General features: G+C 23.9%; 14 protein-coding genes. All 14 read left to right on the plus strand.

Annotated elements, in window-relative coordinates; all coding sequences use genetic code 11:
* Positions 1-104 precede the first annotated feature (104 nt).
* The 14 genes from ACIJYF_RS00690 to ACIJYF_RS00755 all read left to right on the plus strand — a co-directional run bounded on the left by ACIJYF_RS00690 (position 105) and on the right by ACIJYF_RS00755 (position 13,370).
* A complete protein-coding gene (locus tag ACIJYF_RS00690) occupies positions 105-767 on the plus strand; it encodes a sugar phosphate nucleotidyltransferase (protein WP_435116859.1) in 663 nt (220 codons plus the stop codon).
* A 27-nt stretch (positions 768-794) separates the two neighbouring features.
* Positions 795-1,637, plus strand: a complete 843-nt coding sequence (locus ACIJYF_RS00695; RefSeq protein ID WP_435116861.1) for an imidazole glycerol phosphate synthase cyclase subunit — start codon at positions 795-797, stop codon at positions 1,635-1,637.
* Positions 1,634-2,260, plus strand: coding sequence for an imidazole glycerol phosphate synthase subunit HisH (gene hisH, locus ACIJYF_RS00700; RefSeq protein WP_435116863.1), 627 nt, complete (start codon positions 1,634-1,636; stop codon positions 2,258-2,260). Before ACIJYF_RS00695 ends, hisH begins: the two co-directional genes overlap by 4 nt.
* A 1-nt stretch (position 2,261) precedes the next feature.
* Entirely contained in the window at positions 2,262-3,482 is a 1,221-nt protein-coding gene (locus tag ACIJYF_RS00705) for an N-acetyl sugar amidotransferase (RefSeq protein WP_435116865.1), read from the plus strand.
* Between the two features lie 81 nt (positions 3,483-3,563).
* Positions 3,564-4,934, plus strand: coding sequence for a surface carbohydrate biosynthesis protein (locus tag ACIJYF_RS00710; RefSeq protein WP_435116867.1), 1,371 nt, complete (start codon positions 3,564-3,566; stop codon positions 4,932-4,934).
* A 76-nt stretch (positions 4,935-5,010) separates the two neighbouring features.
* The gene (locus ACIJYF_RS00715; RefSeq protein ID WP_435116869.1) at positions 5,011-6,729 is read left to right on the plus strand and encodes a hypothetical protein; all 1,719 of its coding nucleotides are present in this window, start codon (positions 5,011-5,013) and stop codon (positions 6,727-6,729) included.
* Between the two features lie 149 nt (positions 6,730-6,878).
* Positions 6,879-7,313: a PEP-utilizing enzyme gene (locus ACIJYF_RS00720; RefSeq protein ID WP_435116871.1), complete on the plus strand. Its 435-nt coding sequence runs from the start codon at positions 6,879-6,881 to the stop codon at positions 7,311-7,313.
* Positions 7,313-7,531, plus strand: coding sequence for a hypothetical protein (locus ACIJYF_RS00725; RefSeq protein WP_435116873.1), 219 nt, complete (start codon positions 7,313-7,315; stop codon positions 7,529-7,531). Before ACIJYF_RS00720 ends, ACIJYF_RS00725 begins: the two co-directional genes overlap by 1 nt.
* Positions 7,531-7,926, plus strand: coding sequence for a gamma-glutamyl-gamma-aminobutyrate hydrolase family protein (locus ACIJYF_RS00730; protein ID WP_435117940.1), 396 nt, complete (start codon positions 7,531-7,533; stop codon positions 7,924-7,926). Before ACIJYF_RS00725 ends, ACIJYF_RS00730 begins: the two co-directional genes overlap by 1 nt.
* Positions 7,926-8,675, plus strand: coding sequence for an NTP transferase domain-containing protein (locus ACIJYF_RS00735; RefSeq protein ID WP_435116875.1), 750 nt, complete (start codon positions 7,926-7,928; stop codon positions 8,673-8,675). The genes ACIJYF_RS00730 and ACIJYF_RS00735 overlap by 1 nt, the downstream gene beginning before the upstream one ends.
* A gap of 215 nt (positions 8,676-8,890) precedes the next feature.
* Positions 8,891-10,618 carry an ABC transporter ATP-binding protein gene (locus ACIJYF_RS00740; protein ID WP_435116877.1) on the plus strand — a complete coding sequence of 576 codons (1,728 nt, stop codon included), beginning with the start codon at positions 8,891-8,893 and terminating at the stop codon, positions 10,616-10,618.
* Between the two features lie 37 nt (positions 10,619-10,655).
* A complete protein-coding gene (locus ACIJYF_RS00745) occupies positions 10,656-11,663 on the plus strand; it encodes a hypothetical protein (RefSeq protein WP_435116879.1) in 1,008 nt (335 codons plus the stop codon).
* Positions 11,657-12,628 carry a hypothetical protein gene (locus ACIJYF_RS00750; RefSeq protein WP_435116881.1) on the plus strand — a complete coding sequence of 324 codons (972 nt, stop codon included), beginning with the start codon at positions 11,657-11,659 and terminating at the stop codon, positions 12,626-12,628. The genes ACIJYF_RS00745 and ACIJYF_RS00750 overlap by 7 nt, the downstream gene beginning before the upstream one ends.
* A gap of 4 nt (positions 12,629-12,632) precedes the next feature.
* Positions 12,633-13,370, plus strand: coding sequence for a hypothetical protein (locus ACIJYF_RS00755; RefSeq protein ID WP_435116883.1), 738 nt, complete (start codon positions 12,633-12,635; stop codon positions 13,368-13,370).
* Positions 13,371-13,460 lie beyond the last annotated feature (90 nt).

A 13,460-nucleotide genomic window follows, 5' to 3' on the forward strand; every position in this document is an offset into this window, starting at 1 on the left:
ATGCTAATGTTGATCATGCACCAATTATTAAAAATAAAAAAGTAATTGGAATATTTTCAAAAAAAAAAATTTTATCAGAAGATTTAAGTATACCAACTGTAATTATGTGCGGAGGTTTCGGAAAAAGATTAAAACCAATTACAATAAAAATACCCAAAGCATTAGTTCCAATAAACAACAATCCAATGGTATCAATACTTATGAGTAATATGAAAAGATTTGGATTTAATAGATTTATACTTTCAACATTTTATAAAAGTAATTTAATAAAGAATTATTATAAAAAAGATAAATCGCTAAATGTAAAAATTGAATATTTGACAGAAAAAAAACCATTGGGAACAGCAGGATCATTATCTTTATTAAAAAATCGAATTAAAGAAAAAAACTTTTTAGTAACCAATTGTGATGTTTTAAGTGAAATAAATTATAGAAGTCTTTTAAATTTTCATATTGAAAATAATGCTGATTTTACGATGGCAATTAAAAGACATTATACCGAAAGTCAATTTGGAGAGATATATACTAGTGGTATCAATGTTAAAAGCATTACCGAGAAACCAATTAAAAATATAACGATAAATGCAGGAATATATGTAATTAAAACTAAATTAATAAAATATTTAACGTTAAATAAACACTTAAATATGAATGAATTAATTCTTGAATTAATCAAAAAAAATAAAAAAGTAATTGCCTTTCCTTTTTATGAGAACTGGTTTGATCTTGGAACTAAGAAACATATAAAAGTATTTAAACAGAATTAATGAAATTTATTTATTTTAAAAATTTTTATGAAAAGAATTATTCCAAAATTAGATGTTAAGGGCCCTAATTTAGTTAAAGGTATAAACTTAGAAGGATTAAGAGTTTTGGGTGATCCCAGTATATTTGCAAAAATATATTTTGAAAATTTAGCAGATGAAATTATCTATCATGATTGTGTAGCAAGTTTATATGATAGAAAAAGTTTTTTAAATTTAATTGAAAAAACTTCATCTGATGTATTTATACCTATCTCAGTTGGCGGAGGAATAAAAAATTTGAATGACATTGAAAAAGTTTTAAAATCAGGAGCTGATAAAGTTTTTATTAATTCGGCTGCAATTAGAAAACCAACCTTTTTAAGAGAAGCAAGCAGGGAGTTTGGATCAGCTAATATATGCTTATCAATTGAAACTTTGAAAAATAATAAAAATGAATTTGTATGTTTGAGTAATTATGGAAGAGAATTATCTAATAAAAAGTTGACTGAATGGTTTGACGAAGCACAAGAACTTGGGGTTGGTGAAATTATTTTAACATCAATTAGATGTGAGGGCATTGGAGATGGTTTTGATCATGAAGCTTTAGAATTAATTTATGATAAAATAAATGTTCCTTTTATAATTAATGGAGGTGCAGGAAACGAAAATCAAATTTATGAAGTATTAAAACTTGAAAAAATTTCAGGTGTAGCAATATCTTCAATTATACACTATTCACTAGTGCTAGAAAAAAAATTTAAACATGTAGCAAAAAATGAGGGAAATATTCAATTTTTAAATTCTTTTAAGGAAACAAAAAGCTATAGAAAAATTAATATTAAATCTATTAAAAAGTTTTTAAAAAAAAAAGGTATTGAAGTACGTTTATGATTTATATTGCAGTCATTGATATGGGTATTAATAATCTAAAAAGTATTATTGGTGCTATAAATAATTTTGGTTATAAAGCTATTGTAACTAATGATGAAGAAAAAATTATGAATGCTGCAGCTTTGATTTTGCCTGGTGTTGGGTCTTTCCCATCTGGTATGAAAAAACTGAAAAAAGATAAAATGGATATAATTATAACTAATTTTTTTAAGAAAAAAAAACCTATATTAGCAATTTGTTTAGGTTTTCAAATGTTATTTACTTTAAGTAATGAATTTAAAACTACCAAAGGTCTAAACTTGTTAAATGGAAAAGTAAAATCATTAAAAAAACTTAATAAAAAAAAAATAGTACCTAATCTAGGGTGGCGCAATATTAAAATAAAAAAAAATAAATTTAATTCTTTATTTGAAAAAGTTAATGATAAAATTTCAGTTTATTTTATTCATTCTTTTTATGTTGAGTCAGATAATACGAAGTACGTTACTTCATATACACATTTTGCTGAAAAAAAAATTGTATCATCTATACAATATAAATCACTTTATGGAGTTCAGTTTCATCCTGAAAAAAGTGGTTATGAGGGTTTAAAAATTATTAAGAATTTTTTGATGAGAATATAGAATGAAAGTCAAATATAATTTGCCTAGAAAAGTTGTTTTTTGTAAAAAATGTGTTATGTCAAATCAACGACCTAGTTCAGTATCTGAGTTTTTTCATACCCCGGATAGAAAAAAAGCAAAATATCTCCATATAAATGATGAGGATGGTATTTGTGAAGCTTGTAAACAAAATGAAATAAAAAACCAAATAAATTGGCAAGAAAGAGAAAAAAAATTAATTCAATTACTGGACAAACATAGAAAAAATAATGGAGATTATGATTGTTTAGTTCCGGGAAGTGGAGGCAAGGATAGTGCATATCAAGCACATATCTTAAAATATAAATATAAAATGAATCCCCTAGTGGTTACATGGCCACCAATTCTTTATACAGAATATGGTTTAAATAATTATTACAATTGGATAAATATTGGTGGTTTTGATTCTTTAGTTGTAAGGCCAAATGGTAGAGTAATGAAAGAACTTACAAAATTGTCAATTCTTAACTTATTACATCCATTTCAAACGTTTATTCTAGGACAAAAAAATATTGCTCCAAAAATTGCATCTAAATTTAATATTAAATTAATATTTTATGGTGAAAATGAAGCGGAATATGGAAATCCAATAGCTGAAAATAATTCTTCTCTAAGAAAAAAAAGTTATTTTGCTGTAAAAAATTACAATAAAATATATTTGGCTGGAATTAAAATATCTGAATTAATTAAAAAAAATAGACTACATTATAAAGATCTCAAAATATTTTTACCAATTAATAATAGTGAAATTACTAAAACAAAAACCGAAGTACATTATTTGGGCTATTATTTAAAATGGACACCACAAGAAGCATTTTATTATGCAGTTAAAAATACTGGTTTTAAACCCAGACCTTTTAGGACACAAGGTACCTTTAGCAAATACAATAGTATAGATGATAAAATTGATGATCTTCATTATTATACTACATTTGTTAAGTTTGGAATAGGAAGAGCAACTTATGATGCAAGCCAGGAAATAAGAAATAAGCATTTAACAAGAGAGGAAGGAATAAATTTAGTTAAAAAATACGATGGTGAATTCCCAGATATTTATTTTTCAGAAGTAATGAAATTCTTAGAAATTAAAGAAGAAACATTTAATAAAACTTGTAATAAGTTTAGATCTCCTCATTTATGGAAAAAAATTAATAACAAATGGAAACTTAGGTTTACTGTTTCAAGGGATGGAACTGATGATTAGTAAAAATCTTATAACTATTATCGATGATTTTTATATTAACATGCTCTAAACATATATTAATTATAATAAAATTAAGTTTATATGAACATTTATATCCATTTTGAAATTTTAGTAAGAGAATTTGATAGCAAATTACTTTTAGCATTATTAGCTGCATCAAAAGGTCATGATGTAATCATTTCAGATATTAGCGGTATTGAAAAAGGTTTAAAAACAGGATTTTTAAAACCAGGTATATTTCATACAAAATCTTTAACACCAACAAAAAAAAAATTAAATAGACATAAAAAATTATTTGATAAAGGTTTTGTTATTTCTAGTATCGATGAAGAGGCTGGCATAGATATTAAAGGTTATGAACAGTTTTCAAAGACAAGATATTCAGAAAAAATGATTGAATTAGCTTCTATAATTTTTGCCTGGGGAATTGATGATTATGAAGTTTTAAGAAGAAAATATCCAAAATATAAAAAAAAATTTTTTAAAACAGGTTCCCCAAGAGTTGATATGTGGAAACCACTTTTTTCAGATTTTTGGAAATCTTTAGTCAAAGTTCCCAAAAAACCCTATTTATTAATTTCATCAAATATGGGATGGGCTAATAATGAAAAATCATTCTATAAATTAGTTCAACAAAGTAAAAATGCAGGTTACTATATTCGAGACTCTAATTTAATTAAAGAGCATTTTGGAAGAACATCTGAGCATTATCTTACTACAGCTAGCTTTATAAGGGCAATTAAATATCTATCAAAATATAATAATGGATATGATATAGTTTTGAGACCTCATCCCTCTGAAAGTATTGAAGCTTGGAAATTATATTTAGAAGATATACCGAATGTTCATGTAATCAGAGAAGATTCAATTTCTGCTTGGGTGAATAACGCTTTCGCTGTTATGCATAATGGTTGCACAACTGCAATTGAAACAACAATTTCAAACAAACCTCTTTTAACGTATATACCTTTTAAACAAAATTATTCGGATAATTTGCCTAATGAATTAGGAAATATTATAAAATCACCACAAGAATTACTAAAAAAAGCTAATAAATTGTTTAATAGTAAAATCAAGAACAATCAAAAAGAGAAGAATTTTACTGTACCAAATTTTATATCTGATAAAATCTTAATCGATGAAAAAGAATTGGCAGCAGAGAAAATTGTTAAAATTTGGGAGAAATTTGCTAATGATCGTTTATCAGAATCTTCAAATTTGTTAGCTTTCAAGCTCTATTTAAAGATTAATAATATCAAACAAACGATGTTTAAATTAATAAAGAAAATTTTTTTAAAGGAAAATATTAGTACTGAGAATCAAAAAATACCTCCATTAAAAAGAAAAAAAATTATTAATAGAATTGATAGAATAAAAAAAATACTCTTTATTGAAGATAAATTTGAATGTAAGATGTTATCAAATAGAACAATCTTAATTAAAAAAATATAAACTTTTTGATGTACTTTTTATTAAACATATTTTTATTTTCTTGTTTCAAAATTAAGTTTCAAAAATAAATTGATAAATGAAAATTTTAGGAAAAGCACAAACTTTAATTTTTTTAAAAAAAAATCAAACTAAATATAATTTTATAGTTCCTGAGTTAATAAGATTTACGAAGAAATATTATCTTTCAAATCAAGAAATAGTAATTAAAAGAGTAATAAAGAAATTTTCTAATCAGAAAGTCATTATTAGATCATCCTCAAAAAATGAGGATAATTTAGGTCAATCCAATGCAGGAAAATATGATTCTTATAAACTGAAAAAATTAAATATTCCAAATATAAAAGAATATTCAGAAAAGGTATTAAAAAAGCTTAATATTAATGATGAAATAATTTTTCAAAAATATATTAATAAACCTGACTATGCTGGAGTTATTTTTACAAGGGAAATAAATTCAAATGCACCTTATTATTCAATTAATCTAGATACGTCTGGAAAAACAGATACAATTACTTCAGGAGCAAAAGGTTCAAAAATAAAAAATATTATAATATCTAAAAATTACATCTATAGATCGAAGTATAAACAATTACTTTCAGTAATCAAAAATATTGAAATCCTAGTTAATGATGATCGCTTAGACATTGAATTTTGTGTTAAAAATAGCAAAATATTTATATTACAATGTAGGCCATTAAAAAGAATAAGAACCAAAATTAAAGATGAACTTTTTTATAGTGCATTGAAAAACATCGAAAACAAATTTTCAAATTTGCAAAATTCTCCATCAAGAATACCGGGTAATTTTACAATTTTTTCTAATATGACAGACTGGAATCCGGCTGAAATGATAGGTGTTAAACCTACATTATTAAGCTTAAGTCTATATTCAGAATTGATTACCGATAACATTTGGTCTGAACAAAGAAAAAATTATCTATATCAAAATGTTAAACCAAATCCTTTAATGGTTAATTTTCTAGGATCTCCTTATATAGATTTAAGAGTTGATTTTAATTCTTTTTTGCCTGATGACCTTAGCGATGACCTAAAGAAAAAATTAATCAAATATTTTTTGAATACAGTGAAAAGGAAACCGGAGTTACATGATAAGGTCGAATTTGAATTGATAGAAACATTTTTTGATTTTGATAGTAAATCCAAGATTAGAAATTATCTCAATATAAAAGATACAAAGACATATGTAAAATCACTAAAAAAAATAACAAATAATTATCTAAATTTTAAATTATTAAAGAATGATATTGACAAGATTCACACTCTAAAATTTAAGCAAAATGAAATTATATCATCAAAAAGAAGCAGCATTGAAAATATTTTTTTTTTGATTAATGATTGTAAGAATTATGGCACATTGCCATTTGCAGGAATAGCTAGATGTGCTTTTGTTGGAACAAAAATTTTAAGAACTTTAGTTGATCAAAAAGTTTTAACCCAAAATGATTATAATCTATTTTTTGAATCAATAAATAATTTACAAAAAGAAATAAATAATTCTCTTCTAAATTCTAAAGCTAAAAAAAATTTTTTCAAAAATTATGGTCATCTAAGACCTATGACTTACTCAATTACCTCTCAAAATTATCAAGAAGGGTTTGAAAATTATTTTAATACAAAAAATTTGAAATTAAAAAAAGTTAAAAAATTTATCATAAATAAAAAAAAAAGGATAATATTGATAAAATTTTTAAAAAAAATAATATTAAAACTAATGCAAGCAATTTTTTTCAATTTGCAAAAAAAGCAATATATTATCGAGAATATGGTAAGTTAATTTTTTCAAGGTCAATTGATTTAGTTTTTAAAGAATTAATTAAACTTGGTTCAAAAATTAATATTAATAGAAATGATTTAGAATATATCTCTATTAAGGATATTCTTAATTATTATAATAATCTTGAGGTTATAAAGTTAAAAAATATTATGAAGAAAAATATTAAAAATAATAAATTTCAACACGAAATAACTAAAAAGTTAGAAATTCCAGATCTTATAAAAAATAAAAATGATTTTTACGAATTTGAAAAAAGTACCATCAAGCCAAATTTTGTACAATCAAAAGATATAACAGGCAAAATTATAGATATTTCAAATTTAAAAAAATTAAGAAAACAAGATTTAGAGAATAAAATAATTTTAATTGATAGTGCTGATCCAGGTTATGATTTTATTTTTTCATTCAACATACTTGGATTGATAACAAAATATGGAGGCGCAAATTCACATATGTCCATTCGTTGTATAGATGAAGGTATTCCTGCTGCAATAGGTGTAGGAGACTTAGTTTATTCTAACTTAAAGAATGCAAATTCAGTCAATATTAATGCTAAACAAAAAACTATTAATATTATCAATTAATGAAAAATATATTAATAAGCCCAAAAATTATATCAGATAAATATGGTCAACTTGGTCATTTCCTAGATCTATCATGGAAAGATTTTTTCAAAAATCGAGCAAATATATTTACAACAATTACAAATAATACAAAATTTTTAAATAATATTAAAATTGATGGTATAATTTTTTCTGGCGGTAATAATTTACATTTGCTAGAAAAAAAAAAGAAAATTTAATCAGAGATAAATTTGAAGTAGAGTTATTAAAATTTTCATTAAAAAATTCAATTCCAATTATTGCAGTTTGTAGAGGTTTTCAATTTGTTAATAGTTATTTTGGTGGCAAATTACAAAAAACAAAAAATCATGTAAAAAAAAATCATAAAATTATTTTTAAAAAAAAAGAATTATCATTTAATGAAAATGAAATTTTGACTGTTAACTCATTTCATAATTATAAAATTGAAAGTCTTGCAAAAAATTTCATAAGTATTGCAAATTCAAATGATGATTCTATAGAAATGGCTTATGCAAGAAAACAAAAAATATTGGGCCTTATGTTTCACCCAGAAAGAAAAAACATTTCTCAATTAAAGATAAATCAATTAGTATTTAAATATTTTAAGATTTAATGAAAATTGTAATACTAGCAGCTGGAAAAAGTTCAAGAATTTATGAAAAAATAAAAAAAAATAAATGTCTTATTGATATTAATGGAGAGTCATTAATTCAAAACTCAATTAAAAAAATTATTAAAACAAAAAAAGTTCGTGAAGAAGATATTTATATTGTCACTGGTTATAAACCAGATTTAATCAAATCGAATTTAAGAAAAAATTTTAAGAATATAAATTTTATCTACAATAAATATTTTCAAAAAAAAGAAATGCTTTACTCTATGATATTGGCCATGAAACAAATAAACGATAATTTTATTTGTCTTTATAGTGATATATTGTTTACTCAATCAACTCTAAATAAATTGATGAGAAAAAAATATAGTTCTAATATTAAAATTACAATTCTCAAAAATTGGCAAAAAATATGGAGATATAAAGACAAATCAATATATAAAGATGCTGAAAATCTCAAAATAAACTATCAAACAAATTTATTACAATCGATTGGTCAAAAGATTATTAAGGATATACCTAAATATCAATATATGGGAATGTTGTATATTCCAAAATTAGAATTTAAAAGTGTTTTTAATGTATATTCAAAATTTGAAAATAAAAGAAAAATGCACTTAACAATGTTTCTTAATAAATTAATAAAAAATAAAATAAAAGTGTATGGCATTCCAACTTCTGATTTCTGGTATGAATTTGATGATTATGACGATTATAAAAATTTTTTAAATCTAAATAAAATTCTTTAATTAACAAAAGAATATTTGCCATTTATATTCAAGCAATTTTTTAATTTACTACCTATAATGATTATTAAAATATCATGCACTTCATGTTTTTTAATAATATTTTTAACTTGGAATATGATATTAAAGCTCACATAAAGTAAAATTATGAGATACTTAAATAAAATTTTACCAATATTATCTTCTAAAGAAAAAAAAAGGCAGCTTTGCTTTTTTTGATGATAATAATTGCAACTCTTTTAGATTTGGTAGGTGTAGCATCGGTATTACCTTTTATGACTTTGCTTACTAATCCAGAAATAATAGATACAAATGATTTTTATAATTCTGCTTTTCAAAGTTCAAGTATTTTTGGAATTAAATCAAGTGAGGAATTTATTTTTGCAGTAGGTTTTTTAGTTTTTGGTTTTTTAATTTTTTCTCTTGTGATTAAATCTATAACAGTTTACATACAATTACGTTTTGCTTTAATGCTAGGACATAGTATTGGTAAAAGATTAATTGAAGGTTATTTAAAGCAACCATATAAATGGTTCTTAAACAAAAATAGTGCAGACTTAAAAAAATCTATTCTTTCTGAAGTTCCTATTGTAATTGCACAGGGAATAAAACCTATTATGACTTTCATGTCGCAAATAATTGTAATACTTTTTTTAATAGGATTATTGATTCTTGTCGATCCTAAAATAACTTTTATGGTTGGTTTTACAATTGCTGGGGCTTATGGTTTTATTTATATTTTAACTCATAGTTTTTTGAAGCGAATAGGAAAAAAAAGACTACAAGCAAATTCTGAACGTTTTAAAATAGTAAGTGAAGCATTTGGAGCGATAAAAGAATTAAAAATTTTAGGACTTGAGAATAACTATATTAGTAGATTTTCAACACCATCTAAAATATTTGCAAGAGCCGAGGGCACCTCACAAGCTATTGGTCAGTTGCCTAGATTTGCACTAGAGGCAGTTATTTTTGGGAGTTTATTGCTTTTAGTTCTTTATCTAATGAAACAAAATGTTCTTTTTTTAGAATTAATTCCAAAGATTACTTTTTTTGCATTTGCAGGATACCGTTTAATGCCAGCATTACAACAAGTCTACAGAGCAAGTGTTCAGTTAAGATTTATTGAACCTGCAGTTAACTCATTGAAAGATGATATTCAGAATTTGCATTCAAAAATAGAAAAAAGTGATCAAAGTAAAAAAATTTTACATCTAAATAAAAATATTAAACTTAAAGGAATAACTTATCACTATCCAAACACATCAAAAGCTGCTTTAAATAATGTTTCAATAAATATACCTGCTTTTACAAAAGTAGGATTAGTAGGTGAAACTGGTAGTGGCAAAACCACATTGGTGGATATAATACTAGGATTGCTAGAAGCAGATGATGGTACCTTGGAAATTGATGAGATAATTATTAACAAAAAAAATATAAGATCATGGCAAAATTCTATAGGTTACGTTCCTCAGCAAATTTATTTATCCGATGATACTATTTCAGGAAATATTGCATATGGAATTAACCATCAGAATATTGATCAGAAAAAAGTTGAAAAAGCATCTAAAATAGCAAATTTACATGATTTTGTTATTAAAGAGTTGCCACTTAAATACGAGACCAATGTTGGCGAAAGAGGTGTAAGATTATCTGGTGGTCAGCGTCAACGTATAGGAATAGCCAGAGCATTGTATCATAATCCAAAAATACTAATATTGGACGAAGCTACTAGTGCATTAGACAATATAACAGAACAAGTAGTTATGGATGCTGTAAATAATTTAGAGAAAGAAATGACAATTATAATGATTGCACATCGCTTAAGTACCGTGAAAGATTGTGATAATATTTTTTTACTTGATAGAGGCAAAATAAAAGATCAAGGAGGATTTGAAAAATTAATTGAATCAAGTGATCAATTTAGGAAGTCAGCAAGAAAGTATTGAGAAAGTAGCTCAATGTTTTCTAAAAAATTCTAATTAGATGAAAAAAATAGCCAGATTTTTGATAAACTTTATAGATAATATAAATATGTGTTTATTATGTTTATTATATAGATACAAATATAAAATTTTTAATAGTAAATGTAATAAAATTTTACAAATTTTTTTAAGACTTATCCTAAAAAAACCAACTACAGATAATGACAAATACTCTTGTCAAGTTAAATCATCAAAAATTATATTTGAAAAAATTGATAAGCAATTAATTATTTTTGATAGACCAATATATAAATCTTATTTCTCAAAGAGAGATCAACTTAGTGAGTTTCATCAAACACCAAAATATAATAAGCAAGATGCAATAAGTTATTGGCAAGAAAAAATTATTTCAAATGAAAATTTGCTCTCCTTACCAAGGCCTGAACTATTTAATGTAATTGAACAATATTGTTTTAATCAATTAGAATTTAAAAAAAAATTCGGCACTTTAGTTTCATTATCAAAATTCTCCGAAATACCACTTCAGCTTTTTAAAACAAACAAAAATATTATAAAATTAGGTAAATTTCTTACGGAAAGAATTAACTTTATGTTGAAAAAAAATGAGAAATTAATCTTAATCCCTTCTGTGATTGAGCCATGGCCTTTGATAAAAAATAATAAAATGATTTTTAGCGATCTTTCACCAGTAGAATTTAGAAATGCACCTTTTTTTCATGATCTGTTTTACATGTTGTTTAAATTTGAACTTTATGGGAGTAGAAAAAAAAAACACAAACCGATTTTACCAATTATTTATGATGCTCTTAATAAGATAGAAATTGGAAATGAGGACGAAATTATTGAAAAAGATATAGTAAATTTAGCAAAAGTAATTTATAAATTTATGAAACCTCAGGAATTTGTAAATTCATACATTTTAATGATTTTTTTTCATTTGTATGTAAAATTTGAGGCAACAGGTAAGTTTAGAAAATCTTCTGCCAACCAGAGATTAAAAACAGCCATAAAACGCCACACAGAAATTTTCAAATTAGTAAAATGTTAGAAAGATTTAAAAATATTTTAAATAGATTTATTACTTATTTAGTAATTTCAAGTTATTTACCTAAAAATTTATTCTTAAGTAAAAGTTTTTCAAATGTTCCATTAATTTTTAAATTTATTCGTTTTTTTATTAATAAAAGAATAAATCCTTCAACTAAAAAAATGAAAAATGAAAATATAAATATTTTAAAAAGAAAAAGAAAAGTTTTACTTCTTGACGATCTCAATGAATTAGTAATTCATTCTTTTTTTTTTCCATTTGATAAAAATTTATATAATAAAACTAGAGAGGAAATTGTTAAACAATTTCGATCAAAAAAAATTTGCAATACAGATTATGTCTCTGAACAATTTTTTGGAAAAACACTTTTAGTGACAGAACGTAAAATTTCTGGCTCTGTCTTAACAAATTGTGAACAACGAGTTATTGAAAAATTTTTAAATTATTTGGCAGAAGATCTACTGGTTGATGAAAATTGTAAACAAGATGAAGGTGTTTATACTACTTTGCATAATACATTTATAAAATTAAAAAAAAAATTATCCAAAGAATCTAAATTTCATAAATTAAGCCAACTTTGCAATGATCCTTTTGACAACAAACAAGGTTTATGGCCTTCCCAATACTGTCATGGTCAAATTTTGCCAAATAATGTAATTTCCTCCAATACTAATAATGATCAATTTTATCTAATTGATTTTGAACCAAAACTTATGGGAAAAGGACCATATGCTTATGATTTAATATTTTTTATTCTTTATTCATCTGATCTAATTTCAGCAAAATATAAAAATAATCTTATTAAAACTTTTTTTAATCCAACAAAAAAACATTTATGGTGTAAAAATTTTCTTGCACAAATCATTTGGTGGTCTAGAAATAAAGTTCTTAATTCTAATCAAATATTTAAAATTGAGTTACGATCATCAATAGTATTAGATTTAATTAATAATGATATAGAGTAAAAAAATGTTTGGAAAGCAATTTCGAATTTCATCTTCATATGACAAAACTTTACTTTGGTTATTTTTAAAAAAAAATTTATCAGATATAAAAAGTGACACTGGCGTTGACCTAGCTGGTGGAAGCATGTTGAATAAACGTTTTTTTAAAACAAAAAAATATATTGCAGTTGACATTAATCATATAAAATTACTTGAAGGTAAAACTAAAAATCCTGATGCAATTGTTATAAATGATACTTTGCAAAATTATCTTTTAAATATTTCTAAGAAACCAAATCTATTAGTTTGTGTACAAACTTTTGGAACAAATCTTTTTTTTGAGCATGAGGAAACTTTTAAAGTTATAAAAGATATGTCAATAAAATTAGCAGATGGCGGTAGTATGATATTTAATATTGGTACTTTTGGAGATGTTAATTTAAAAAAATTAAAAGATGCAATTTTACCAACTCTTAATAAGCAATTTCATAATGTGGAATTTAAGTATTATGGAGCATTTTATAAAAAATCAAGTCCACCACCCAGATGGAAAATTACCGATGATGGAATTGTGAGAACTAAAAAAAAATTAAATATTAAATCTGGATTATTTAAAAAGTTAGGATATTTTTTTAAAAGTTTGTCAACTTTAAGTGTGGCATATGCAATGTATAAAGTGCCACAATTAAGAACTTTATTTGGTAGTAAAAAATTTAATTTATATTGTTTTTGTTATAAAAAAAAAAGTACACTTGAAAATTAAACTTATAGATTGTACCAATAAAATTATTAATTGAGTTTTAATAAAAATTATTTAATTTTTTTTTATCAATAAATTAAATGTTAAATTTCT

Source organism: Candidatus Pelagibacter bacterium nBUS_49 (assembly GCF_051200925.1).
Taxonomy (GTDB): domain Bacteria; phylum Pseudomonadota; class Alphaproteobacteria; order Pelagibacterales; family Pelagibacteraceae; genus Pelagibacter.